Annotated in this window: 19 protein-coding genes and 2 riboswitches; of the genes, 6 read left to right on the top strand and 13 right to left on the bottom strand. The window is 72.0% G+C overall.

Features of this window, described 5'->3' with window-relative positions:
- Positions 1–325: 325 nt before the first annotated feature.
- The 3 genes from Drose_RS24235 to Drose_RS24245 are packed head-to-tail and all read left to right on the top strand — an operon-like array spanning position 326 to position 4411.
- The gene (locus tag Drose_RS24235; protein WP_260723600.1) at positions 326–1471 is read left to right on the top strand and encodes a GntR family transcriptional regulator; all 1146 of its coding nucleotides are present in this window, start codon (positions 326–328) and stop codon (positions 1469–1471) included.
- Positions 1472–1505: 34 nt separating this feature from the next.
- The gene (locus tag Drose_RS24240; protein WP_260723601.1) at positions 1506–2513 is read left to right on the top strand and encodes a Gfo/Idh/MocA family protein; all 1008 of its coding nucleotides are present in this window, start codon (positions 1506–1508) and stop codon (positions 2511–2513) included.
- A complete protein-coding gene (locus Drose_RS24245; RefSeq protein ID WP_260723602.1) occupies positions 2513–4411 on the top strand; it encodes a DUF2264 domain-containing protein in 1899 nt (632 codons plus the stop codon). The genes Drose_RS24240 and Drose_RS24245 overlap by 1 nt, the downstream gene beginning before the upstream one ends.
- A 135-nt stretch (positions 4412–4546) precedes the next feature.
- Here the strand turns inward: Drose_RS24245 and Drose_RS24250 are convergent, their stop codons facing one another.
- Complete coding sequence (locus tag Drose_RS24250) at positions 4547–7729, bottom strand: chondroitinase family polysaccharide lyase (protein WP_260723603.1); 3183 nt, start codon at positions 7727–7729, stop codon at positions 4547–4549.
- Between the two features lie 81 nt (positions 7730–7810).
- Here Drose_RS24250 and Drose_RS24255 point away from each other — a divergent pair, with 81 nt between their 5' ends.
- Complete coding sequence (locus tag Drose_RS24255) at positions 7811–8614, top strand: sugar phosphate isomerase/epimerase family protein (RefSeq protein WP_260723604.1); 804 nt, start codon at positions 7811–7813, stop codon at positions 8612–8614.
- A gap of 15 nt (positions 8615–8629) precedes the next feature.
- Here the strand turns inward: Drose_RS24255 and Drose_RS24260 are convergent, their stop codons facing one another.
- The 5 genes from Drose_RS24260 to Drose_RS24280 all read right to left on the bottom strand — a co-directional run bounded on the left by Drose_RS24260 (position 8630) and on the right by Drose_RS24280 (position 14045).
- Positions 8630–10072, bottom strand: a complete 1443-nt coding sequence (locus Drose_RS24260; RefSeq protein ID WP_260723605.1) for a sulfatase-like hydrolase/transferase — start codon at positions 10070–10072, stop codon at positions 8630–8632.
- Between the two features lie 149 nt (positions 10073–10221).
- Positions 10222–11112, bottom strand: a complete 891-nt coding sequence (locus tag Drose_RS24265; protein ID WP_260723606.1) for a dihydrodipicolinate synthase family protein — start codon at positions 11110–11112, stop codon at positions 10222–10224.
- Positions 11113–11122: 10 nt separating this feature from the next.
- Positions 11123–12553 carry an FAD-dependent oxidoreductase gene (locus tag Drose_RS24270; RefSeq protein WP_313899930.1) on the bottom strand — a complete coding sequence of 477 codons (1431 nt, stop codon included), beginning with the start codon at positions 12551–12553 and terminating at the stop codon, positions 11123–11125.
- Entirely contained in the window at positions 12550–12849 is a 300-nt protein-coding gene (locus Drose_RS24275; RefSeq protein ID WP_260723607.1) for a (2Fe-2S)-binding protein, read from the bottom strand. The genes Drose_RS24270 and Drose_RS24275 overlap by 4 nt, the downstream gene beginning before the upstream one ends.
- Complete coding sequence (locus tag Drose_RS24280) at positions 12846–14045, bottom strand: NAD(P)/FAD-dependent oxidoreductase (RefSeq protein WP_260723608.1); 1200 nt, start codon at positions 14043–14045, stop codon at positions 12846–12848. The genes Drose_RS24275 and Drose_RS24280 overlap by 4 nt, the downstream gene beginning before the upstream one ends.
- Before the next feature lie 214 nt (positions 14046–14259).
- On the opposite strand from Drose_RS24280, the gene Drose_RS24285 reads away from it, so the two are divergent.
- Together Drose_RS24285 and Drose_RS24290 are read left to right on the top strand one after the other, a co-directional pair.
- Complete coding sequence (locus Drose_RS24285; RefSeq protein WP_260723609.1) at positions 14260–14988, top strand: GntR family transcriptional regulator; 729 nt, start codon at positions 14260–14262, stop codon at positions 14986–14988.
- A 117-nt stretch (positions 14989–15105) separates the two neighbouring features.
- Entirely contained in the window at positions 15106–16650 is a 1545-nt protein-coding gene (locus Drose_RS24290; RefSeq protein WP_260723610.1) for a GGDEF domain-containing protein, read from the top strand.
- Positions 16651–16775: 125 nt separating this feature from the next.
- On the opposite strand, the gene Drose_RS24295 is transcribed toward Drose_RS24290, so the two are convergent.
- The 7 genes from Drose_RS24295 to Drose_RS24325 all read right to left on the bottom strand — a co-directional run bounded on the left by Drose_RS24295 (position 16776) and on the right by Drose_RS24325 (position 24149).
- Positions 16776–18149: an L-serine ammonia-lyase gene (locus Drose_RS24295; RefSeq protein ID WP_260723611.1), complete on the bottom strand. Its 1374-nt coding sequence runs from the start codon at positions 18147–18149 to the stop codon at positions 16776–16778.
- On the bottom strand, positions 18146–19447 hold the full coding sequence (locus Drose_RS24300) for a serine hydroxymethyltransferase (RefSeq protein WP_260723612.1): 1302 nt from the start codon (positions 19445–19447) through the stop codon (positions 18146–18148). Before Drose_RS24300 ends, Drose_RS24295 begins: the two co-directional genes overlap by 4 nt.
- Positions 19444–19836, bottom strand: coding sequence for a glycine cleavage system protein GcvH (gene gcvH, locus Drose_RS24305; RefSeq protein ID WP_260723613.1), 393 nt, complete (start codon positions 19834–19836; stop codon positions 19444–19446). Before gcvH ends, Drose_RS24300 begins: the two co-directional genes overlap by 4 nt.
- A gap of 5 nt (positions 19837–19841) precedes the next feature.
- The gene (locus Drose_RS24310; RefSeq protein ID WP_260723614.1) at positions 19842–20060 is read right to left on the bottom strand and encodes a hypothetical protein; all 219 of its coding nucleotides are present in this window, start codon (positions 20058–20060) and stop codon (positions 19842–19844) included.
- Positions 20061–20107: 47 nt separating this feature from the next.
- A riboswitch (glycine riboswitch) is annotated at positions 20108–20204 on the bottom strand.
- Positions 20205–20296: riboswitch (glycine riboswitch) on the bottom strand.
- A gap of 71 nt (positions 20297–20367) precedes the next feature.
- Positions 20368–21663: an aldehyde dehydrogenase family protein gene (locus Drose_RS24315; protein WP_260723615.1), complete on the bottom strand. Its 1296-nt coding sequence runs from the start codon at positions 21661–21663 to the stop codon at positions 20368–20370.
- Between the two features lie 65 nt (positions 21664–21728).
- Positions 21729–22730 carry a proline racemase family protein gene (locus Drose_RS24320; protein ID WP_260723616.1) on the bottom strand — a complete coding sequence of 334 codons (1002 nt, stop codon included), beginning with the start codon at positions 22728–22730 and terminating at the stop codon, positions 21729–21731.
- 72 nt (positions 22731–22802) lie between these two features.
- Positions 22803–24149 (bottom strand): aminopeptidase P family protein, encoded by a 1347-nt coding sequence (locus tag Drose_RS24325; RefSeq protein ID WP_260723617.1) that lies wholly within the window; start codon positions 24147–24149, stop codon positions 22803–22805.
- Positions 24150–24436 lie beyond the last annotated feature (287 nt).

Below are 24436 nucleotides of genomic sequence, written 5' to 3' on the forward strand. Positions count from 1 at the left end.
GTCATGGACCAACACCTCCCGAAACAGGGCAGCCGACGGGCTGCGAGTGCACGAACTGTTCCGACCCACAAAGAGAGGATTCAAGAAGTAATCCAAAGATCCAGCCTCGACCCGGCTCCCCGCCCCTCCGCCACCCCACTCCTCGCCCCGCCGCGATCGTGGAATTGCGGTCCCCAACTTATCCGACAAATCATCGTAAAGTCGGGACCATGACTCCACGATCGCGGCGGGTGGCAACCGGGCTCCTCGCTTATTACTTCTTTAATCCTGTCTTCTGTGCGGGGAAAATGGGCGGGCACCCAGCCCGGCACGACCCGAGGAGGACATGGTGGACATCAAGCCGGCTGCCGCTCCTCGCGGCCCCAGGTCGGCCCGGGACACCTCGGCTCGCGACCTGAAGTTCCAGCAACTCGCCGGTGAGCTGCGGCGCGGGATTCTTGCCGGCGACTGGGCCGCCGGCACCAAACTGCCCACCGAGAACCAGTTGGCCAAGGAAACCGGCCTGTCGATGACGACGGTCCGCCGGGCCTACGAGGAGTTGGTCGGGCAAGGGCTCGTCGTCCGCCGGCAGGGCGCCGGCACCTTCGTGACCACGCCCGACCGCCGCGGATCACGCGCTCGATGCTCCATCGGCGTGCTCGTGCCGGACACTCAGCTCTATTACCCGCGCGTCCTCCAGGGCATCGAAGAGGCCCTGTCCGCGGCGGGCGCCCGCCTGCAGTTGGCCACCTACCACTACGACCGGCGGGAGGAGGAACTCGACCTGCGGTTCCTGCTCGACTCCGGCGTCGACGGCCTGCTCCTGGTGCCGACACTGCTCGGACTGGACGACCCGGCGGGCCGGGCCGACCAGTTGATGTCCCTGCCCGTGCCGGCGGTCTTTCTCGAGCGCCGCCTGGCCGACGCCGGGCCCGGCGACCGGACCGAGCACGTCTGCTCCGACCACCAGGCCGGGGCGTACGACGCGGTGATGCACCTGCACCGCCTCGGACACGAGCGGATCGCCCTCGTGACCCGCTGCAACAACCCCACGGAGGCGGCCGTGCTGCAGGGGTTCGATCGGGGCATGCGGGATCTGGGCCTGGCGACCGACCTACGGCACTCCGCGGTCAAGGAGCGGTGGGGTCCCGACGTGGCGGACGAGTTCCTGGCCCGGTTGGTGGACTCGTCGGTGACCGCCGCCCTGGTGCTCGGCGACCGGGAAGCCGCGTTCATCGAAGGCGCGGCCCGCCGCCGGGGCCTGCGAATCCCCGAGCAACTGGCACTGGTCTCGTACGACGACGAGACCGCTGACGTCGCCGAGGTGCCGCTGACGGCGGTGTCTCCCCCGAAGTACCGCGTCGGTCGGATGGCCGCCGAGGTGTTGCTGCGCCGCCTGGCCGAGGGCGATGCCTGTCCACTCCACCAGGTACGCCTCCGGCCGCGCATCGTCATCCGCGCCTCATGCGGTGCCCGGCCGGTGCGGCAGTGACAGAAATGAAGGCAATCGCGAGTCAAGGAGGCCCATGCGTATCGGGCTGATCGGAGCCGGCGCGGTAGCGGAACTACACGCACGCGCCGCGGAGTCCCTGCCACACGTACGGCTGACCGCTGTGTGCGACCTGGTCGAGGACGCCGCCCGTCGTGTCGCCGCGCCCCGGGGGGCCGCGACCTTCACCGACTACCGGAGGCTGATCGGCAGCGGGCTGGTCGACGCCGTCATCGTCAACACGCCGCACGCGCTGCACCGCGAGATGGTGGTCGACGCCGCGGAACTGGGCCTGCACATCCTGGTGGAGAAGCCGATGGCGACCTCGCTGGCCGACTGCGACACGATGCGCGCGGCGTGCGAAGCGGCCGAGGTCACCCTGGTCGTCGGCCACATCCAGCACTTCCTGCCCGAGAAGGTGGCGGCGGAGGCGGTGCTCGCGCAGGGCGAGTGCGGCTCCCCCGTCATGGTGCACGACTACCGCAGCACCGACTACCGGCCGGGCACGCGTTCCGCGTGGTTCTTCTCCACCGAGATCGCCGGCGGGGGCGCGCTGATGAACATCGGGGCGCACTGCCTGGACCGGTCGGTCTGGCTCGGCGGGGCGGGCGCGGGCGCGGTGCGGATGACCGCGGCCACGTCACGGCGCTTCGGCGTCCCGGTCGAGACCGACGGGACCATCCATCTCGAGCTGGCCAACGACGTGGCCGCGTCGATATCGATCGTCTCCGACCCGCCGCGGAAGGTCGACGAGCTGATGGTGGTCTGCGAGCGCGGCGTGGTCACCGCCGATCCGCGACGCGGCACCTTCATCCGCCGGGACGGTCGCACCCGGATCGTGCTGGAGCCCAGCAGCTCCGGCATTCCGGATGCGTTCCGCGCCCAACTGGCCGACTTCGTGGCCGCCGTGGAGGGTGCGCCGCCCCGGGTCAGCCTCGACCACGGTCAGCACGTGGTCGAGCTGGTGCTGGCCGCGTACGAGTCCGCCGCCCTCGGCAAACCGGTCGTGGTCGGCGCTCTGCCCTCCCCGGCCTCCCGCACCTGATGGTCGCCGCGCTTCCTCCCCCCGACCGGACTCGCTCGGCCTACAGCGGCTGGACCCGCCGGCACTGGGAGTCCCTCGCCGATCGTCTCCTGGAAGGTGCGCGAGCGCACTCCTCGCCGTCGCACGCCCGGGTGCGGTTCCCGGCGCGCGGGCGCGAACAGGACGACACCGACGAGTTGGAGGGCTTCGCCCGGACGTTCCTGCTCGCGGCGCTCCGGATCGCCGGCGCACGGGGACGCGACGAGGGCCTGTGCGAGTGGTACGCCGCCGCGCTGGCGGCCGGCCCCGACCCCGGGCATCCCGAGGCCTGGCCGGCCATCGGGCACCACGGTCAGCCCCTGGTCGAGGCGACCGCGATCGCGATCGCGCTGCACTGGACCCGGCCCTGGCTGTGGGACCGGCTCCCCGACGCCGTCCGGCAACGGCTGGTCGCCTGGCTGGCCGGGTCGGCCGGTGCCTGGAGCGCCGACAACAACCACGTGCTGTTCGGCGCGACGGTCCAGGCCTTCCTGGCCTCGGTGGGAGCCGACCACGACAAGCTGGAGATCGACGGCGGACTGGCACGCATCGAGGACTGGTACGCCGGGGACGGCTGGTACACCGACGGCCGGGGCCGGCGCTTCGACCACTACAACGCCTGGACCTTCCACCTGTACCCGTTCTTCATCACCGACATGCTGGGCGAGGTCGCGGGACCGCACTTCGCCCAGACCTACCGCACCCGGCTGCGGATGTTCCTCGACGACTACCAGCACCTGTTCGACGGTACGGGCAGCCCGATCCTCCAGGGGCGTTCCCTGATCTACCGCTGGGGCGTGGTGGCACCCTTCTGGATGGGAGTCCTCCAGGACGCCACGCCGCTGTCCCCCGGTCGGACCCGCCGGCTGGCCAGCGGCGTGGTACGGCACTTCGTCGACCACGGGGTCGGCGCCGGCGGCACGCTCGGGCTGGGTTGGCACCGGGACACCGGCAGCCTGCTGCAGCCCTACAACGCACCCGGCTCGCCGCACTGGGCCAGCAAGGGATTCCTCGGCCTGCTGCTGCCGGCCGACCATCCGGTGTGGACAGCGCCCGAGGAGCCCCTGGAACTGGAGGAGCGCGACGTGCTGCGCCCCCTGCCGGGGCCCGGCTGGCTGGTCCACGGCACGCGCGCCGACGGGATCGTGCGGCTGCTCAACCACGGCAGCGACGGGCACCCGCGCAAGGACGATCCGCTCTACCGCCGGCTCGCGTTCAGCACCCGCACCGCGCCGGTGGATGCCCCCGTGCGCGACAACCGGGTCGACGTGGCGTTTGCCGATCCCGGCGCCTCGGTGCACCGGGGGCTGCTCGGCGGTACGACCCGGCCCGGCAGCGCCTCGTCCCGCTTCGACCTGGACGGCCACGGACGGGACGTACGCGTCGATGTCGCCACCACCGTCTTCGGCCCCGCCGAGCTGCGGCTGTTCCGGCTGCGCGGCGCCGTCGCCCTGCCGTTGCGGATCAGCGGGTACGCCGTCTCCGCGGACTCGCCCCTGTCCGTCACCACCGGCGACCGGTGGATCCGCGCGAGCCGCCCCGACGGGCTCTCGACGTTGATCGCCCTCATCGCCGGCGAGACCGGTGAAGCCCGCATCGACGTCACCCTCGACGCACAGGACACGGCGTTCGGCTCGCACGTCGCCGTGCCGTGGTTGCGGCTGCCCTCCGGCGCCGACTTCGAGGTGCGGCTCGCCTGCGTGGTCGCCCTGACCGGCCAGCCGTGGGATCCCGCCCCGCTGATCGCGTCGCTGGCTGTCACCTGGCTGCCCGACGGCGCACGGGTCGACCGCGGCGCCGAGGTCCGGCATCTGCCCTGGGTCACCGAGACCCGCTGGCCCGCCCACGCGATCAACCAGGGCGTGTTCCGCGTCGGCTAGCCCCCTCGTTGATCTTGCAGTTGTGGTGCCTGACAAACCGGGCATGCCGGGAGTGTCCAGGCACCACAACTGCAAGATCAACGAGCCAAGGGGGCGGGCTGCGGGGCCGGCGGCGGCGGCCCCGCAGCGTCCCGGTCAGGCGGGCCGAAGGCGGAACTGCACGCTGTCGCCGTGCTGGCAGAGCACGGCGACCACCGTCGCCGCGGCGACGGACTCGACCGCCACCCGCGGCTGCTCGCCGGCCAACTGCCACCGGCCGTTCAGGACGAGCCGCAGCCGGTGCGCGGCGCTGGGTGAGCGGCGCCACGGACGCGAATACGGGGTGACCCGGCCCACGAACCGCCCGGACGAGTCGTACTGGTCCGGGTCCTTGCCGTCGTACAGCCGCAGGTCGGGATCGGTGACCGACAGCACGAGGTCGGCGCCGTCGTCGTGGGCCAGCAGCAACGAGGGGGTGTCCACCGCGGCCAGCCGCCCCTCGGCGAGCCCGGACAGCGGCTCGAACACCACGTAGCCGGTGATCCCGGTGGCCCGGTCCCGCACCACGTGCGCCTTGTCGTCCGCGCGCAGCACCACGTACGGGGCCTGGCCGGCATCCGCCATGCGGGCGGCGAAGTCGGTCATCGCGGCCTGGTCGGCACCGACGACCATGGCGTACTGGTACGACGCGCCGGTGGGGGCGCTGCCGTGGTCGAGCCACGCCGCGGCGAAGTCCGCGCTGCCCTGGCTGACGCCACCCTGCTCGGGGCCGGTCTGGGTGGCCCGGCTGAGCATGAGCCGCTGCCCGGCCGGAACGTAGTAGCCGATGCGCTGGGGGTCGACCATCCACACCGGTCGTTGCAGGTCACGGTTCTGCTGGTACGGCAGCGAGGCGATCTGGCCGAGCTCGGAGTCGTACTGGGCGCTGGTTGCCTGCGGCAGCAGGGTCTGGAACAGCGTGGTCTCGGTCCGGTGCTGCGGATCGGTGTTGGTGATGCCCGTGCCGATCGCGACCACCCGATTGTCGAAGAGGAACACCGACTTGCGGGCGCGGTGGGACTCGTCGTATTTCGGGTGCTCGTGGAGCTGCATGCCGAACACCCCGTGGCGGCCGTCGATCGAGCCCGCTCCGGCGAACCGGGAGTCGGTGAGCAGCATCTCCTCGATCGTGCCGCTCAGGTCGGCCCTGAGCCGGTCGAAGGGCAGGTTGATCGTCGTGGTGCCCGGCCAGCGGTTCCAGTCCCAGCCCGGTTGCAGGAAGCCGCTGCCGCGGTTGTCGATCGGGTCGCCACCGCTCATCACCTGGATCTGGCCGTAGGTGGTGTAGCGGCCGTACAGGTTGTCGGCTTCGTAGATCTCGGAGCTCCAGAGGTACCGGTTGTGACCCCGGACGGCGATCAGCCAGTTGTTCCGGCGGTGCAGCGACAGGGCCGCGTAGTTCATCGCCCAGTTGCCCTCGGGAGCGGCCTCGGCCTTGACCCCGGCCGCGGCCAGCCGCTTGGCCAGCGCCTGCTGCACGGAGCTCGGCTTGGCCGGCAGCAGGCGCAGGAACGCCGCCCCGATCTCGGGGTCCAGCGCGGCCGAGCCGTCGGGCGAGCCGGCCTCGGTCATCACCTGGTACGGCGGGAGGGCGAGCCCGGTGAGGCCGGTGGGGTGCCGCGCGGCCAGGGACAGCGGCCACTGGTTCACGTTGGCGTACACCCGCATTCGCAGCAGCGCCTGCTTCCATCGTTCGTGCGCGGCCCGCGACACGGCGAACGTCGTGCCGGCGAGCGCGGCGACGGTCGGCGATCCGCCCTTGAGCCCGTCCCGGGCGTAGTCGGGGTAGAAGCCGACGTGGTGGAAGAGCGAGCCGTCGACCTTGAACCCGTCCTCGATGCCGGGTGACGGGCTGAGCGCCCGGTCGAGCCAGGCGGTGAGCAGCTTCAGGTTCGCGACCTGCGCCGCCGGTGTGGGCATGAGCAGGGCGGTGCCCAGCATGCCCTGAACGGTGGTGTTGAGGATGTCGAAGACACCGCCGTAGGGCCGGGCGTCGCCCCAGTCGTCGCGCAGCCGCCCGAACCCGGTCAGCCAGGCCAGATCGGCCCGGACGGCGGCGAGCAGGTTCCGCTCGGTGAGCACGTCGCGCATCAGGTAGACCGAGTCGTAGAACCCGCGGACCTGGTAGCCGAGGTGGTGGATCGTGCCCTGGGCGCTGCCGTCGGTCCACCCCTGCTCCCGCAGATGGGTGAGCATCCGCAGGTACTGCGTGGCCAGGGCGCTGCGGTGCTCCGCCACGGTGGTCGCGTCGTAGGCGGTGGCCACCTGGTACATGAGGTCGGTGTACGCCCGCAGCGCCACCCCGTTGACGAACGTGGTCAGCTCGGCGCCGATCGCCGGTGGATAGACGGCGTTCTGGTAGCCGATGATCGGGCGTCCGCGCCCGGTGTCCGGTTGCGCCGGTACGCCCATCGCGTCGATCGCCGCGACGAGCTCGGCGATCGAGTCCGCGGTGACCTTGACGGACTTACGCACCGTCGCGTAGTAGGAGGCGTGCACCTCGGCGAGGGAGGCCTGTTCGGCCGCGGTGGGTTCGGGCATGGGCAGCGGGCCGGCGGCGAGCCCGGAGAAGCGCAGCAGCGCGAGCCAGTGCGCGTTGTCCGCCAGCGCCACGTCGGCGTTGACGAAGGGGACCTGCCGGTCCGGTGTGGGGTGGTCGGGGCGCACGTCGCTGTTGAGGATGAGCAGATCCAGGTGCAGGGTCCCGGCGGAAGCCCGCCGCGGGGCGATGAGCCGCACGGTGTTCATCCCCTGGTGGGGCCGGCCCGACAGGTCGTAGCCGTAACGGATCCAGACCGTGCGCCAGCCGCGGAACCCGAGGTGGATCTCGCACCTGGCGTCCACGCCGGAGCCCCGGCCGAACTCGACCCGCAGGACGTCGTCCACGGGCCGGTCGTTGTAGAGCCACACGGAGAAGGTGGCGACCTGGCCGGCGGAGCCCTGGTCGCCTCCGGGCCGGTAGGAGCTGGGACGATAGTGCAGCGGTGCGCGTACCTCAACCGTCCCGCCCGGCTGGTAGTCCCACCGCAGGGAGTGATCTCCGGCGCGTGCCACGTCGCCGCTTATGCTCAGCCGCGAACCGTTCAGCGCCCGTACCTGGTCCGGTACGCGCGTCTCGAACAGGAACACCGGAGGCTCGAGCTCAAGTGCCCGCTGTTCGAGGGTCGGCACGTCGACAGGAGCCGTTTCGGCGATCGGTGTGCCGGCCCGGGCAACCGACGGCAGGCCGATGATGGCGGCACCCGCCACGGCGGCGGAGAGGACGCTGCGTCGCGTCAGACCCGAAGGTTGCTCTGACATGGTTCCTCCTGGGGATGAAAGCCTGAAGGCATCAGAGCCGTTCGGAAACACACGATTCAAGAAGGATTGAAGGGGAAACCTATGCCGCTGGCCTTCTCGACCCTCGGTTGCCCGGGCATCGACCTGCCGAGCGTCATCGACATCGCGATCGACCACGGCTACCAGGGCCTCGAACTGCGCGCCGGCCCGAACGAGCCGGTGCACGCCGGCCTGGACGGCGCCGGACGGCGTGCGGTGTCGCGCCGGCTGAGCGCGGCGGGCGTCACTGCCCTGAGCGTCGCCAGCTACGTCCGGGTCTGCGACCCGGACGCCGACGACGAAGCGGTGCTCTCGGCCGGGCTCGCCCACGTGCGGCTGGCCCACGACATCGGCGCCGCGTACCTGCGGGTGTTCCCCGGCGGCCGGCGCACCGCCGCGGCCACTGATGCGGACGACCGGCGTGGGGCACGGCGACTGGCGGGGATCGTCGCGGCCGGCGCCGGGCTCGGCGTCCGCGTCGCGCTCGAGACGCATGACAGCCACGGCCGGGCCGCCGACGTACGCCGGATCATCGACCAGCCAGGATGCGCCGACGTGCTGGTCGTCTGGGACGTCCTGCACACCTGGCTGGGCGCGGAGGAGCCGGCCGACTCGCTCGACCTGCTCGCCGGCCGGCTGGCGTACCTACAGATCAAGGACGTGGCGGGCCGCGCGGACCTGACGCCCCGGCCCCCCGCCACCGGCGCGCTGCCGCTCGCGCGGGTCGCCGCGGCGGTGCGGGACAGCGGATACGACGGATGGATCTCCTGGGAGTACGAGCGGGCGTGGTACCCGGCCGAACCGCCGCTGATCACCCTGGCGACGGAGGTACGGCGGTGGGTCCAGTCGCAGCGGCTGCTGCCCTGACCGCCGGCGACCGGCTCAAGGACCGGTGGGCACGACCCAGCTCGGCGGCTGGAAGGCGGCGTGCGGGTCCGCGTCCACCGGTCCGATCTGACCGGCCCCGACCACCGGCAGCGCCCGGCCGTCGCGGACGGGATCCGCGTGCGCGACGAACCACCCCTCGAGGTCGGCCCGCAGACGCGTGACGATGTCCCGGGTGTCGGGGCCGTCCACCCGGTTGACCCGTTCACCCGGGTCGTGCACGAGGTCGTACAGCTCGTGCGGGCCGTCCGGGTAGCGGTGCACGTACTTCCACGCACCGGTGCGGATCATCCGCACCGGTCCGTATTCGTCGTAGACCACGATCGGGCGGTGCGTCACGTCGCCGGTACCCGCCGCGGTGAGCAGCCCGGCGAACGACCGGCCCGGGCCCCGCTCGAACGGGCGCGGGTCCAGCCCGACCAGCTCCAGCAACGTCGCGGCCAGGTCGTAGGCCGAGAGCAGCTCGTGCCGCACCTGGCCGGCCAGGACCCGGCCCGGCTGGGCGATGACGGCCGGGACCTTGACCGAGGTGTCGTACATGTTCTGCGGGTACGTGCCGTTGCCCTTGCCCCAGATGCCGTGGTGGCCGGCGTTGAACCCGTTGTCACTGCTGAACACCACCAGGGTGCTGTCGCTCAGCCCCTGCTGCGCGAGGACGTCGAGCACCCGGCCGACGGCGGTGTCCATCGCGGTAACGGCGGCGAAGTAGCCCACGAGCGCGGCCCGGGTGTCCGGCTCGCCCCCGATCGGCGCGCCGTCCACGAGCGGCACCCAGGGATGGTGTGGCTCCTGGGGACACGTGGCGAAGGCGCAGTCGTCGTAGAGGCGCTCGACCTCGGGCGGGTGCTGGCCCGTCCACGGTTTGTGCGGGGCGGTGAAGTGCAGTGACAGGTAGAACGGTTCGGGCCGCCCGGACTCGGCCCGCAGGAAGGCGATGGCGTCGTCGGCCAGGATGTCGGTGAGGTAGCCGTCCACGGTTTCCGCCCGGCCGTCGCGGTGCATCGGCGCCCCGAAGTACGGGCTGCCGCCGCTCTTGTGGGCATACCAGTGGACGAACCCCGGTCGCGGCCGGTCGTTGGCGCCCAGGTGCCACTTGCCGGTCAGGCCCAGCCGATACCCGGCGTCGGCCAGCTCGTCGGTGAACAGCCGTTGCCCGGCGAGGTAGTCCACCGCGTCCGGGCCGACGTGCACGCCGTCGAGGTAGTCGTGCACCCCGTGCCGTGACGGAATCTGGCCGGTGAACAGACTCGCCCTCGCCGGCGAGCACACCGGCGAGGCGCAGAAAAAGTTCTCCAGCCGGGTCCCGGAGGCCGCCAGGGCGTCCAGCCGTGGCGTGCGGATCTCGTCGTTGCCGGCGCAACCCATGGCCCAGGGCCCTTGGTCGTCGCTGAGAACGAAGAGGACGTTGGGTCGCTGCGGGTCTCGGCTCGCCAACTTCACGCTCCTGACAGAAGGGACTCCGGCCGACGCCGTCCTGGCCGTTCCAGCCGCACACCGCACTGAAAGCGCTTTCCTGGGCGGTTGCCGTAATATATGGGCAGCCGGGACCCGGTGGCAAGGGCCGGCTCACGGACCGGCGTCGGCAGCGCTCAGTGGAGTCCCGCGGCCAGTGCGTGCCCGGTGGCGGCCCGGACCGCCGCGTCCTGGTCGGGCAGCAGCTCCATCCGGGGTGGGCGGCAGGCTCCCCCATGGCGTCCGGCGAGGTCCATGGCGAGCTTGATCGCCTGGACGAACTCGGTCCTGGCGTCCCAGCGCAGCAGCGGGTGCAGCGTCCGGTACAGCGGCTGTGCGGTGTGCAGATCGCCGGCGACGGCAGCCTGGTAGAGCCGCACGCAAGCGGCCGGCAGCGCGTTGGGGAAGCCGGCGATCCAGCCGACCGCACCGGCCAGGGCCATTTCGACGACCAGGTCGTCGGTGCCGATCAGCACGTCCAGGTCGGGGGCCAGTTCGGCGAGCTGGTAGCCGCGGCGCGGGTCGCCGCTGAACTCCTTGACGGCGACGATGGAGCCCTCGGCGTGCAGCCGCGCCACCAGTTCCGGGGTGAGGTCGACCCGGGTGTCGTACGGGTTGTTGTAGGCCACGACCGGCAGCCCCACCTTGGCCACCTCGGCGTAGTGCGCCAGCACCGCACGCTCGTCGGCCCGGTAGGCGTTGGGCGGTAGCAGCAGCACCGCGTGCGCGCCCGCCTCGGCGGCCTGCTCCGCCCAGCGCCGCGCGTCGAGCGCGCCGTACGCGGCGACACCCGGCACGACGGAGAACCCGTCCGGGGCCGCGGCGACCGCGGCACTCACCACCTCGGCGCGTTCGCGTTCGTTGAGCACCTGGTACTCGCCCAGAGAGCCGTTGGGGACGACACCGTCGCAGCCGGACCGCGCGAGCCAGCGTACGTGCTCGGCGTAGCCGTCCAGGTCGACGGACAGATCTTCCCGGAACGGCAGTGCGGTCGCCACGACCACACCATGCCAGGCCTTGCTTGCCATGACGGTTCTCCTAGGGTTGCGATACGGACGGATCGGTTGCCGCGTCTGCCAGCAGACGCAGCGGTACGGGCTGAGCGATGGGCCGGCTGGCCCACGCGGCGAGATCGGCGTGGGTCGCCGGCCGTCCCCCGTGACGGCTGACGAGCGCCGAGACGGCGTGACCGCAGACCCGCCCCTGGCACCAGCCCATGCCGGCGCGGGTGAGCAGTTTCGCGGTGCGTAGCTGCGTGGCGCCGTCCTGCTCGACCGCCGCGCGAACGCGTCCGGCGGGGACCTCCTCGCAGCGGCAGACGATCGTGGTGGGCGTGAGCCAGTCGGTCCAACCGGCGGGAATCCGGTAGACGTCGTGCATGGCGGCGGCGAACCGGCGCAGAGCGGCCCGGCGCGACAGCAGCCGTTCGGGGATCGTGCTCGGACGGCCGGCGGCGGCTCGGATGGCGAGTCCGGCGATGGTCCCTTCGATGTGGGACAGTGCCGCGCCGCCGATGCCGGTCACCTCACCGGCGGCGTAGACCGACGGCACGTCGGTGCACTGCTCGGCGTCGACGTCGGCGACCACGCTGCCGTCGACGTCGAGGCGCGTGGCGCAACCGAGCTGCACCAGCAGCTCGATCTGCGGGGAGAACCCGTACCCGATCGCCAGGGTGTCACATGTCACACGGCGCCGGGTGCCCGGCACGGGACGGCCGGCGCGGTCCAGCCGCATGACCGTCACCGCGGCCAGCCGCGCGTCGCCGTGTGCGGCCACGACCGCCCATCCGCCGCGTACCGGGATGCGGTGGCGCAGCAGCGACGTGTGGTACCGCACGGCCTCGACGATCTTGCCGGCGTTTCGGGCGAGGGTCGGCGTGTGTCGCAGGAACCGGCTGGTGCGCGCCGCCTCGTAGACGCCGGCCACGGTGGCGCCGGCGCGGCCGAGACCGGCGGCCACCGGCAGCAGGAACGGGCCCGACCCGGCCACCACCACCCGCTGTCCCGCGAGCACCAGATTGGCCTTGAGCAGCGCCTGGGCAGCGCCGGCGGTCACCACCCCGGGCAGGTCCCAGCCGGGAAACGGCAGTTGCCGGTCGTAGCCGCCGGTCGCGACCAGCAGCGCCCGACCGCGGATCGTGACGCCCACCGGTGTGCGCAGGTCGGTCACGGCGCGCACGGTGACCAGGCCGTCCGTCCGTTCGACCGACCACACGTGGTGATCGGGCAGGTGGGTGACTCCATCGAGCCCGGCCAGGCGATCGCGCAGCGCGGCGAACTGCCGCCAACCGTGGTGCACCGCCTCCGGCCGGGTGACGTGGAACGTGGCCGGCGGCTGACGGTGGTACTGCCCGCCCAGTCGCGGTGCGGCGTCGACGAGCGCCACGCGCAGGCCCGCTTCCGCCACGGTGCGGGCGGCGGACATGCCGGCCGGGCCGGCACCGACGATGACCGCGTCGTACGTGGTCATCGGACGGTCCCGGTGCGCACGACGTCGCCGGGCCGGGCCTCGATCTGGCACGCGCGCAGCGCCGGCCGATCGTTGACGGTGACCAGGCAGTCGAAGCAGATCCCGATGCCGCAGAACAGCCCGCGCGGGTCGCCGGCGCCGCGGGTGTGCCGGGTGTTCCGCACGCCGGCCGCCCACAGCGCGGCACCGATCGTCTGGCCCGGCAGGGCGGGCACCGGCCGGTCGTCGACGGTGATCCGGAACGGCGGGTCAGGATCGGCGCGGACGAGCCGCCAGGGCACGGGTGGCCGACTCATGTCGCCTCCTCGGTGAGCGCGCCGGGGCGCGGGGCGTCTGCCGGGTCGCCGAACCGGTCGGGCCGGAACGGGTGCAGGTCGAGTGCCGGCTCGGTGCCGGCGAGCACCTGGCCGATGAGGTGCCCCGTGGCGAGGGCGAGACCGATCCCGGCGCCCTCGTGGCCGCACGCGTGCAACAGTCCGGGCACGCGGGGATCGGCACCCAGCGCCGGCAGGTGGTCCGGCAGGTACGGCCGGAAGCCGAGGTAGGCCCGGATGACCGAGACGTCGGCGAGCACGGGAAACAGGTCGATCGCCTGCGCGGCGAGCCGCGCCAGCACCCGCACCGGCAGCACCCGGTCGAACCCGACCCGCTCTCGGCTGGCGCCGATGAGCACGGTGCCGGCCCGGGTGCCCTCGACGACGGGTGAGGTCTGCAGGTCGGCGGAGTCACTCATGACATCGGTGGTGTAGCCGGCGCCGTAGACCTTGTGCCGGATGATCGCCGGCAGCGGCTGGGTGACGAGGATGCAGCCCCGCCGCGGCAGCACCGGCACGGTCACGCCGGCGAGCTCGGCGACGTGCCCGGCCCGGACTCCCGCCGCGTTGACCACGGCCGCCGCCGGGATCGGGCCACCCGGGGTGTCCACACCGGTCACCCGCCCGTCCCGGCCGCGGCGCAGCGCGATCGCCGGCGTGTCCGGATGGACGACGGCGCCGTGTGCGCGGGCGAGCCGCAGCAGCACGGCGGCGGCGAGCATCGGCTGCACCTGGGCATCCTGCGGATACCACACCCCGCCGGCGAGTCCCGGGGCGAGGTGCGGCTCCAGTTCGGCCAGGTCGTCCGGTGCGACAACCTCGGCCCGCACGCCGTCGGCCCGCTGCGTGTCGGCGAACCGGCACAGCGCTTCCAGGCCGGCCTCGTCGGCGGCGACGACCAGGCCGCCCTTCGGCTCGTACTCGACGGTGTCGCCGTGCTCGTCGCCGAACTGCCGCCACAGTGCGCTGGACAGCATGGCGAGATCGAGCTCCGGCCCGGGACCCTTGTCCGAGACGAGGATGTTGCCCTCCCCCGCGCCGGTCGTGCCGCCGATGACCGGCCCGCGATCGAGCACCGCCACCCGCAGACCCGCGCGCGACGCGGCGTAGGCGCAGGCGGCGCCGACGATCCCGGCGCCGATCACCACGACGTCGGTTCCGCGAGCCACATCCAGCACGCCAGTAATATGTCACACAGCACTGTCGATGGCAACAGCCTTCGATGCCGGAGGACCGGGCCGGACATCGTGCGCGCCACCCGGCAGCGGCCGAATCCCGCACCCGCCCTGTCCGGCGGCGCCGGCGTGCGCGAAAATGCCAGGGCGCCGAGCCGGCAGACGTCCCCTCCGGGGCGATCCGGCCCAGGTGCGACGAGGCGGAAGGTGGCGAGGGATGCGTCCGGACGACCCATCACCGGCCGGCGGGGACGCCGGCCTCGGCCTGCCGGCCATGCGAGACCGGCGCAGCCTGCGGGAGGACATCGCGCAGGCGCTTCGCGCCGCCATCGTCGCCGGACGGTTGCGCCCGGACGTGCTGTACTCCGCACCGACGCTGGCGAGCGAGTTCGGCGTGTCCCCGACCCCGGTCCGCGAGGCGATCCTCGACCTGGCCAAGGAAGACCTGGTGACCATCGCCAAGAACAAGGGCTTCCGGGTCAACTCGATCTCCGACGAGGAGCTGGACGAGATCACCCAGATCCGCGAACTGCTCGAGGTGCCGACCGTGGCGGGTCTGGCCGGCCGGCTCACCGACGAACAGCTCCTGCACCTGCTGTCGCTGGCGGAGGCCATCGTCGAGGCCGCACGCAGGTCGGACGTCGTCGCGTACATCGAGGCCGACACGGCGTTCCACGTCACGCTGCTCACCTTCGCCGGCAACGCGCGACTCGCCGCCCTGGTCGCCGACCTGCGCAACCGCAGCCGGCTGTACGGTCTGGGCACCCTGCTCAGCGAGGGCACGCTGATCGACTCGGCGAGTGAACATCTGCAACTGGTGGAGTTGCTGCGCACCAGGAACGAACGTGCGATCGTGGAGCACACCCGCCGCCATCTGCGGCACGTACGCGGAATCTGGGCCGACCGTCCCGAGCCTGCACATTCGACCGCCACCGCGCCAAAATAGCGCCGGGCGAGGTCGAGTCGCTCATGTGTGGATGTGCGCCGCCGATGAACTAGTCGCCGTGCAGGTCCCGAGCTTGCGGTTGCGGCAGGAAGGCCATGACGCGGATGAGGTGATCCGATGAGTGCGCAACGGCTCCCGGAGGAGCGACCGGCGTTTCGCGCCTTCACCGCCGTGTCGGCCGTCATCGGCGTCGCCGTCCTGGTGCTGTCCGGCATGCAGTCCGCCCGGGAGATCGATCGGCCGCAGGTGTTGCAACTCCAGGCCGCCGCGATCGCGTTGACCGCGCTCGTGCTGGCGATGGCCGCCCGGTCCCCCTTGGTCATGTCCGGGTTCCGCGGCGAGGTGACGATCCTGCTCGACACCACGGTATACGTGGTCGTGGCGCACGTGGTGCCGTTTGGTGTCGCCGTGCAGTGCGTCGCGGTCGGGATGATCGTCGCGTGCTGGACACTGTCCATGAACACCATGGTCCGGGTGGCCCACCTCACCGCCGCGACGGCGGTGTGGGCGGGTGTCATCACGGTCAAGCCGTTCATCGAGGCGTGGCTGAGCGGCTTCCCCCAGTTGCTGGCCACCGCGCTGACCCTCGGCATCCTCGGCGAGGTGGGCACGCTCGCCGTCGTCGCCGTGACCGCATACTTCAGCCGGGGCCGCAACCCGTTGGCGCTGTTCCGCGCGAGCTTCGGCGTGGAGTTCCTGGTCGGCTGCGCGCAAGGCGCGCTGGCGTGCCTGACCATCGCGATCATCCGCGACGCGCCGGCCGCCGCCGCGTTGCTGGTGGTACCGATCGGCATGCTCATGGTGGTCTCCCGCGCGCTGGTCCGCTCCCAGTTGGCGAACATCCGCAGCTCGGTGCTCTCCGACGCGGTGCTGCACCTGCAACAGTGCGCCGACCCGTCCGAGATCTTGCAGGGCACGCTCGACCACGCGGCACGCATGCTGCGGTCCCGGCATGTCCAGTTCACCGACCGGCCGGCGGGCAGGGGCGAGATCCACGCGGTCGTCCACCGGCCGGACGGCACCCGGCTGCGGCTGGTCGCCGAGCGCCGCGCCACCAACGAAAACTTCGGCGCCGAGGACGGGCGGGCGCTGGCCGCGCTCGCGGCGACCGCGTCGGCGGCACTGCGCACCATCGACCTCATCGCGACGATGCGGTGGCGGGCGATGCACGACGCGTTGACACAACTGCCCAACCGGGCCCTGTTCCTCGAACGGGCCGACGAGGCGCTGACGCTTCGCCGGGCGGACGAGCTGGTCGCGATTCTCTTCGTGGACCTCGACGGATTCAAGGCGGTCAACGACACCCTGGGGCACGACGTCGGCGACCTGCTGTTGCAGGAGACGGCCAGACGCCTGGGCGAGATGGTCCAGGCACCGAACACGATCGCTCGGCTCGGTGGCGACGAGTTCGTCGTGCTCCTGCGCGACGTCGCGTCGCGAGCGGTGTTGGACGACGTCGTCGACGACATCTGCCGGCGCGTCGCCGAACCGATCGTCGTCGCCGGAGGGCGCGCCTCCGTGGGAGCGAGCATCGGCACCGCCACCGCGCCCCACGACGGCGCCACCACCTCCGCGCTGATGCAACGCGCCGACGAACGGATGTACAACCGCAAACACTCCCGGCGCGGCACGTCCGCAACCCCCCAGGCCGTCATCAGCTAGGGCCGTATCCCCACCGCCCGCCCTTGTTGCGTTGATCTTGCAGTCGTGGTGCCGGGACGCTCCCTGAATGCCCGGTTTGTCAGGCACCACAACTGCAAGATCAACGCAACAAGGGGGATGAGGGGTCAGCATTCGACGACGTTGACCGCCAGGCCGCCTCTGGCCGTCTCCTTGTACTTGTCCTTCATGTCCCTGCCGGTGTCGCGCATGGTCTTGATGACCTTGTCAAGACTCACCACATGGGTGCCGTCCCCCTGCAGCGCCATCCGGGCGGCGCTGATCGCCTGGATCGCCGCCATCGCGTTACGTTCGATGCAGGGCACCTGCACGAGACCGCCGACAGGGTCGCAGGTGAGGCCGAGATTGTGCTCCATGCCGATCTCGGCCGCGTTCTCCACCTGTTCCGGGGTGCCGCCGAGGACCTCGCACAGTGCCCCGGCGGCCATCGAACAGGCCGAGCCGACCTCACCCTGGCAGCCGACCTCGGCGCCGGAGATCGAGGCGTTCTCCTTGTACAGCAATCCGATCGCGCCGGCGGTGAGCAGGAACCGGACGGTGCCCTCGTCGTCGGCGCCGGGAACGAACCACCGGTAGTAGTGCAGCACCGCCGGCACGATGCCGGCCGCGCCGTTGGTCGGTGCGGTGACCACCCGGCCGCCGGCGGCGTTCTCCTCGTTCACCGCCAACGCGAACAGGCTCACCCAGTCCAGCGCGCGCAACGGATCGATCGTGGCCGGGTCGTCGACCAGCCTCCGCAGCAGTGCGGGTGCGCGGCGGACCACGCGCAGACCGCCGGGCAGCACCCCCTCGCTGTGCATGCCGCGCTGGACGCACGCCGCCATCACCGACCACAGGTGCAGCAAGCCGTCCCGGACGGCGGTGTCGGCCCGCCAGGAGCGTTCGTTGGCGAGCATGACCTGGCTGATGGCCGATCCGGTCCGCCGGCACCACGCCAGCAGCTCCACGCCGGTGGTGAACGGGTAGGTCACCGCCGTCTCGTCGGGCTTGATCCGGTCGACGCCGTGCGCGTCGCCGTCCACCACGAATCCGCCGCCGACGGAGTAGTACGTCCGCTCGCACCGTTCGGCGCCGGTCTCGTCGTAGGCGGTGAACCGCATGCCGTTGGGGTGCACCGGCAGCGTCACCCGGCGGTTGAAGACGAGGTCCGTGTCCGGGTCGAGAGTGATGTCGCGGACACCGAGCAGCCGCAGCCGGCGCGACGCGCGGATCGCCGCGATCCGGCCGTCCGTGGTGTCGACGTCGACTGTCTGGGGGTCGTCGCCCTCCAGCCCGAGCAGGACCGCCTTGTCACTGCCGTGCCCGCGTCCGGTCGCGCCGAGGGAGCCGTACAGCTCCGCCCGGACCCGTGCCGTCGCGTCGAGCAGCCCGTTGTGCCGCAGCGACTCGGCGAAGAGCCGGGCGGCCTTCATCGGGCCGACCGTGTGTGAACTCGACGGGCCGATGCCGACCGTGAAGAGGTCGAAGACGCTGATCGTCATGCCGGCACACCCTCGTGCGACACCGCGCCGAGCCGGGGATACAGCGGCCGCCGGGACACCAGCCCGCCGACGCGGGCGCGCAGGAGGGCCATGGCCGCGGCGTCGAGCGTCGGCCGCAGCGCCTGCGCGATGATGTCGGCGACCTCGCTGAAGTCGTCCGCCTCGAAGCCGCGGGTGGCCAGCGCCGCGGTACCGATGCGCAGGCCGGAGGTGACCATCGGGGGCCTGGGGTCGAACGGCACCGCGTTGCGGTTGACGGTGATGCCGATGGCGTGCAGCCGGTCCTCGGCCTGCCGGCCGTCGAGCTCGGATGCCCGAAGGTCGACGAGCACCAGGTGGACGTCGGTGCCGCCGGTCAGGACACGCACGCCCGCCGCGGCGGCGTCGGCGGCGCACAGCCGATCCGCGAGGATGCGCGCGCCTTGCAGGGTGCGCGCCTGCCGCGCGCGGAACTCCTCCGACATGGCGACCCGGAACGCCACCGCCTTGGCGGCGATGACGTGCTCCAGGGGCCCGCCCTGCTGGCCGGGGAAGACGGCGGAGGCGAGCTTCTTCGCGTGCTCGGCGGTGGACAGGATCACCCCGCCGCGCGGGCCGCCGAGCGTCTTGTGCGTGGTCGTGGTGACCACGTCGGCGTGCGGCACCGGATCGGGGTGCAGCCCGGCGGCGACGAGCCCGGCGAAGTGCGCCATGTCGACCATGAGCAGCGCCCCGACCGAGTCGGCGATCCGGCGGAACTCGGCGAAGTCGAGCTGCCTCGGGTACGCCGACCACCCGGCGATGATCATCTTGGGGCGGTGCGCGCGGGCGAGGTCGCGGACCTCGTCCACGTCGACGAGGCCGTCGTGCTCGCGCACGTGGTACGGCACCGCCCGGTACAGCAGGCCGGAGAAGTTGCGCCGCATGCCGTGGCTGAGGTGGCCGCCGTGCGCGAGGTCGAGACCGAGGATCGTGTCGCCGGGCTCGAGCAACGCCGCCATGGCCGCCGCGTTGGCCTGCGCGCCCGAGTGCGGTTGCACGTTGGCGTACTCGGCGCCGAACAGCTCCCGCGCCCGATCGATCGCGAGGCGCTCCACCACGTCGACGTGCTCGCACCCGCCGTAGTAGCGCCGGCCCGGGTATCCCTCGGCGTACTTGTTGGTCAGCACGCTGCCTTGCGCCTGGAGCACCGCGACCGGCGCGAAGTTCTCCGACGCGATCATCTCCAGGGTGTCCTGCTGCCGGCATAGCTCCCGGTCGAGCGCCGCGGCGACCTCGGGATCGACTGCGGCGAGCTCCTGGTCGAGTAGCCCGGTCACCGCAGCTCCTCGACCTCGGCCCCGACCAGGGCGGCGTAGGCGTGCGCGTCGAGCAGGTCGGGTGCGCCGGTGATCCGCAGCCGCAGCAGCCAGCCCCGGCCGTACGGCTCCGCGTTGAGCAGGCCAGGTTCGGCGACCACCTCGGCGTTGACCTCGACGACGACACCGTCGGCGGGGGCGTACAGCTCGCTGACGGCCTTTGTGGACTCGATCTCACCGCACGGCTCACCGGCGCGCAGCGTGGTGCCGACCTCGGGCAGATCCAGGTACACGACGTCACCGAGCGCCTCGGCGGCGATGGCGGTCACGCCGGCGACGGACACGTCGTCGCCGATCGTGAGCCACTCATGGTCGGTGGTGTACCGCAGGTCACGGGGAATCGAAGGCATGGCACTCATCTCCGGACGAAGGGCATGGTGGCAACTTCCACGTCGACATGGTTGCCGCGCAGGCCGCACGCCGGCTCGGCGTACGCCATGGCTACAGCACCCCACACGGCATGGTGTTCGAGCGGCTCGCTGCTGTGCCGCAGCGGCGTCGTCCAGCCGGCGAAGGTGAAGGTGGCGCCCGGGACGCGGTGCGCGTCGGGGGGCGGACTGCGGTGCTCGGCCACGAGAGGCTCCCTGGTGTTGATGCCGCGGCTGCGGCACCGATGGGTGACCTCCCCGCTCTGTCATCGGAGCCTGAGAGCTTCACCGCCGTGCTTCAGCGGTTTGCACCGTTGGCGCAGGACAGTGTCCTGACTTTCCAGAGTCGCCTCGCCGCAGCGGTACCTGTGCCTGAGAGATTCCCGGGGAGGATTGCTCCTTCGGCGCCTCGAACGATCGAGGGCTCTCCCGCTGCGGGTCGACAGCCGATATGCGGTTGTGGTGCAGACCGTAGAGCTCGGATCGCCGCGCGTCAAGGCGCGCCGTCCGGCATCAGTTCGCCTGGACGGTCACGGTCCGCACGGCGGTGTAGAAGTCCATCGCTGTCTTGCCTTGTTCCGGCGGGCCGTAGCTGGACGCCTTGGCACCACCGAACGGCAGGTGGAAGTCCACGCCGGTGCTCGGCGCGTTCACCTTCACCAGCCCGGTGTGCAGCTCATCGACAAGGTGCAGCGCGTTTCCCAGGTCTGCGGTGTAGACCGCGCTCACCAGCCCGTACGTGCCGGAGTTGGCCATCGCGACCGCGGTCGGCAGGTCGGCGGCCGACTGTAGCAGGCAGAACGGTCCGAACGTCTCGTGCCGGGCCAGCGCGTGGCCTTCGGAGAGCCCGCCGGCGAGCACCGGCGCGACGAGGTTGTCCGACGCGGTGCCGCCGGCCAGCACGAACCCCCCCGCCTCTCGGACCTCCTGCGCCGCGGCGAGCAGCCGGACGCGGGCGGCCTCGTCGATCACCGGGCCGCACGCGGTCTTCGGATCGGCCGGGTCACCGCAGGGCAGTTCGTCGATCGCCATGAGCAGCGCCTCACGCAGCGGCTCGGTGGCCGCGCCGACGCTGATGATCCGGCGCGTGGCTGTGCATTTCTGTCCGGCGAAGCCGTAGGCGGCGGCGACGATGTGCCGGGCGGCGCGGTCGAGGTCGGCGTCCGGCAGGACGATCGCCGGGTTGTGTCCGCCCATCTCCGCCTGCACCGGGATGCCGGTGGTGACCGCCCGCGCCGCCACCACCGTTCCGGCGTGCACCGAACCGGTGAACGACACGACGTCGGTGGTGGAGGTCAGCACCTGGCCTTCCGTCGCGTAGCCGGGAACGACCGCGACGAGCCCCTCCGGCAGCGCGCCGGCCAGCAGGTCGAACAGCCGGATGGCGCACGCGGTCGCCTGCGGCGCGGGCTTGAGCACGACACCGTTGCCCGCGGCGAGCGCGGGCGCGGCCTTCCACACCGGGATGGCGAACGGGAAGTTCCACGGCGTGATGAGTCCCGCGACGCCGCGCGGGCGGCGCCGGGTGTACAGCAGCCCCGTCCCGGTCGGCTCGAACACCGCACCCGCCGGGTCGAAGACCTGCTGTGCGTAGTACCGCAGGATCGCCACGGTGCGGTCCAGTTCGGCGGTCGCCTCGGTGACCGGCTTGCCGACCTCCCGGACGGCGAGCGCGATGAGCTCGTCACGGGCGGCGTGCACCCGCTGCGCCGCCGCGGTGAGCGCGGCGCCGCGTTCGGCGGCCGGGCGCTTACCCCACTCGCGTTGCACCAGCCGGACTCGCTCGACGGTGGCCACGACGCCGCTCATGCCGGCGGCAGGGACAGTGATGACGATGTCGTCCGGTTGCTGCGGTGACCGGCTCCGCACGGAATTCACAGCAGGAAGCCCTTCGGGAAGGGGTCGGTGGGATCGAGCAGGTACTGCGCCGTCGCGGTGATCCAGGCACGGCCGGTGATCGCCGGGATGACGGCGGGCCTGCCGGCCACGTCCGTCGTCGCGGTGAGCCGCCCGGTGAACCGGCTGCCGATGAACGACTCGTTGCGGAAGTCGGTGTGCAACGGCAGTTCGCCACGGCTGTGGAGCTGGGCCATCCGCGCGCTGGTACCGGTGCCGCACGGCGACCGGTCGAACCAGCCGGGATGGATCACCATCGCGTGCCGCGACCGGGTGGCGTCCGAGCCCGGTGCGGCGAGATAGACGTGCCGGCAGCCGGCGATGCTCGGATCCTCGGGGTGCACCGGCCTGCGCTGTTCGTTGATCGCCGCCATGACGGCCAGTCCGGCGTCGAGAATCCTCCCCGCGGCACCGCGCTCGAACGGCAGCCCCAGCCGCTCCAGCGGCAGGATGGCGTAGAAGTTGCCGCCGTAGGCCATGTCGTAGCGGACGTCGCCGAAACCGCTGACGGCGACGGTGAGGTCGGCCGCGTCCAGGTACGACGGCACGTTGGTGAGCGTGACGTCGGTCGCGGCGCCGTCCTGAACGCGCACGTCGACGACGACGAGCCCGGCGGGGGTGTCCAGCCTGATCGTGGTGATCGGCTCCACGACCGGGACCATGCCGGTCTCGACCAGGACGGTCGCCACGCCGATCGTGCCGTGCCCGCACATCGGCAGACATCCGGACACCTCGATGTACACCACGCCCCAGTCCGCGTCCGGGCGGATCGGCGGTTGCAGGATCGCACCACTCATCGCGGCGTGTCCGCGCGGCTCGTACATCAGCAGCGTCCGAAGATGGTCGAGGTGTTCGATGACGTACCGGCGCCGCTCGGCCATGCTGTCGCCCGGAATGACGCCGACGCCCCCGGTGATCACCCGGGTCGGCATGCCTTCGGTGTGCGAGTCCACCGCGTGGAAGATGTGCCTGGAACGCATTTCGGACGGCCTCCCGGCGCCGGTTCGACGGTGATGGGTGGAGCGGCAGGGGGCGACGAACCCACCTCCGCGTCAAGAGGCGACGCGATGCATCCAGTTCTCGACGTCCGCGGCGGTGCGCGGCAGATCGGCCGACAGGATCCGGTAGCCGTCCTCGGTGATCAGGATGTCCTCCTCGATGCGGAATCCCATGCCGCGCAGTTCGGCCGGGATGAGCTCGTCGTCGGGCTGGAAGTACAGGCCCGGCTCGACGGTCAGGACGTGCCCGGGTTCGAGCACACCGTCAAGGTACCGGTCGGCCGGCGCCGCGGCGCAGTCATGCACGTCCAGGCCGAGCATGTGTCCCGACCCGCACAGGGTCCACCGGCGGTGGACGCCGGACTCCTCCTCGAGCGCCTCGGCGGCCGTGCACGGCAGGACACCGAGGTCTTCCAACCCCTGTGCGAGCACCGCCATGGCCGCCCGGTGGAAGGCCCGGAACGGGGCGCCGGGGCGCAGGCAGGCCAGTGCCACGTCGTTGGCCTGCCGGCACAGCTCGTACAGGTCCCGTTGCAGCGGGGTGAACCGGCCGGAGATCGGCAGGACCCGCGTGATGTCGGCGGTGTACAGCGTGCGGGTCTCGACCCCCGCGTCGAGCAGCAGCAGGTCGCCGTCGCGGACCGGGCCGTCGTTGCTGGTCCAGTGCAGGGTGGCGGCGTGGGCGCCGGCCGCGACGATCGAGTGGTACCCGACGTCGTTGCCCTCCACGCGGGCCCGCAGCCAGAAGACGCCTTCCAGGTATCGCTCCGACGTGCCACGTGCCTGCGGCAACGCGCGAACGACGTCCTCGAACCCGCGGGTGGTGGCGGCGACCGCGTGCTCCAACTGCGCGATCTCCCAGTCGTCCTTGACCAGCCGCAGCTCGTCCAGCGCCGCGGCGAACTCGGCGTCTGCGCCGCTGTCGTTCGCCGGTACCAGCCGGTCGACCCGCGGGTCCACGTCCCGCAGGACGAGCGTCGGCGCGGCCAGCCGCAGCTCATGCTCCAGCTCGGCGATGTGCCGGGTGGGAATGCCGTAGCGCCGCGCGCTTTCCAGCAGGGTGAGACGCCGGCCGTTCCACAGTTCGCCGTACCGGCGGTCGCGGTAGAACTCGTCGTCCTTGCGGTCGCTGCGGGGGCGCAGGAACAGTGTGGCGGAGCCGTCCGGCGCGATGACCAGGACGCCGTCGGAGGACTGGTCCGCGGTGAGCCATGTGTAGCCGGAGTGCGGGCGGAACCGGAAGTCGGTGTCGTTGCTGCGGCGCACGTCGCCGCCGGCCGGCACCACCAGGCGGTGGCCGGCGAACAGCGTGTGGAGCCGCTCCCGGCGTGCGCGCGTGTACGGCGCGACGGGGTCCGCGGGCAGGTCGGCCTGTTCGGTGTCCGCCCAGCCGGTTCGCATGAACTCGGCCAGGGTATGACTGACAGGGAGGTCATGGCTGCCGGTACGCAGAGGCGGCTGAGTCACGGGTTCCTTCCACGAGGTCGAGGTCGCGCTGGACGGAAAGCTGCTCCCGGTGACCCGGAAGCAGCTCTACCCCCCCCGGACCGGCGTGCGAGGTCCAGGATCGCACCGACGACACGGCTGGGCTCATCAGCCGCGACATAGGAATTCGCTATGGCTGCGCGCCGACCTTCTCGGCACCTCCAAGGTGCGGCGAACGACCCCGCTTGGACAATGTAATGTGT

Origin of the sequence: Dactylosporangium roseum, from assembly GCF_025264685.1 — a bacterium.
In the GTDB taxonomy this organism is placed as follows: domain Bacteria; phylum Actinomycetota; class Actinomycetes; order Mycobacteriales; family Micromonosporaceae; genus Dactylosporangium; species Dactylosporangium roseum.

What these genes read in the sequence shown, in the direction of transcription:
- Drose_RS24235 (WP_260723600.1), top strand. Translation starts at nt 326, where the DNA reads ATGGTGGACATCAAGCCGGCTGCCGCTCCTCGCGGCCCCAGGTCGGCC.
- Drose_RS24240 (WP_260723601.1), top strand. Translation starts at nt 1,506, where the DNA reads ATGCGTATCGGGCTGATCGGAGCCGGCGCGGTAGCGGAACTACACGCA.
- Drose_RS24245 (WP_260723602.1), top strand. Translation starts at nt 2,513, where the DNA reads ATGGTCGCCGCGCTTCCTCCCCCCGACCGGACTCGCTCGGCCTACAGC.
- Drose_RS24250 (WP_260723603.1), bottom strand. Translation starts at nt 7,729, where the DNA reads ATGTCAGAGCAACCTTCGGGTCTGACGCGACGCAGCGTCCTCTCCGCC.
- Drose_RS24255 (WP_260723604.1), top strand. Translation starts at nt 7,811, where the DNA reads ATGCCGCTGGCCTTCTCGACCCTCGGTTGCCCGGGCATCGACCTGCCG.
- Drose_RS24265 (WP_260723606.1), bottom strand. Translation starts at nt 11,112, where the DNA reads ATGGCAAGCAAGGCCTGGCATGGTGTGGTCGTGGCGACCGCACTGCCG.
- Drose_RS24270 (WP_313899930.1), bottom strand. Translation starts at nt 12,553, where the DNA reads ATGACCACGTACGACGCGGTCATCGTCGGTGCCGGCCCGGCCGGCATG.
- Drose_RS24275 (WP_260723607.1), bottom strand. Translation starts at nt 12,849, where the DNA reads ATGAGTCGGCCACCCGTGCCCTGGCGGCTCGTCCGCGCCGATCCTGAC.
- Drose_RS24285 (WP_260723609.1), top strand. Translation starts at nt 14,260, where the DNA reads ATGCGTCCGGACGACCCATCACCGGCCGGCGGGGACGCCGGCCTCGGC.
- Drose_RS24290 (WP_260723610.1), top strand. Translation starts at nt 15,106, where the DNA reads ATGAGTGCGCAACGGCTCCCGGAGGAGCGACCGGCGTTTCGCGCCTTC.
- Drose_RS24295 (WP_260723611.1), bottom strand. Translation starts at nt 18,149, where the DNA reads ATGACGATCAGCGTCTTCGACCTCTTCACGGTCGGCATCGGCCCGTCG.
- gcvH (WP_260723613.1), bottom strand. Translation starts at nt 19,836, where the DNA reads ATGCCTTCGATTCCCCGTGACCTGCGGTACACCACCGACCATGAGTGG.
- Drose_RS24315 (WP_260723615.1), bottom strand. Translation starts at nt 21,663, where the DNA reads ATGAGCGGCGTCGTGGCCACCGTCGAGCGAGTCCGGCTGGTGCAACGC.
- Drose_RS24320 (WP_260723616.1), bottom strand. Translation starts at nt 22,730, where the DNA reads ATGCGTTCCAGGCACATCTTCCACGCGGTGGACTCGCACACCGAAGGC.
- Drose_RS24325 (WP_260723617.1), bottom strand. Translation starts at nt 24,149, where the DNA reads ATGCGAACCGGCTGGGCGGACACCGAACAGGCCGACCTGCCCGCGGAC.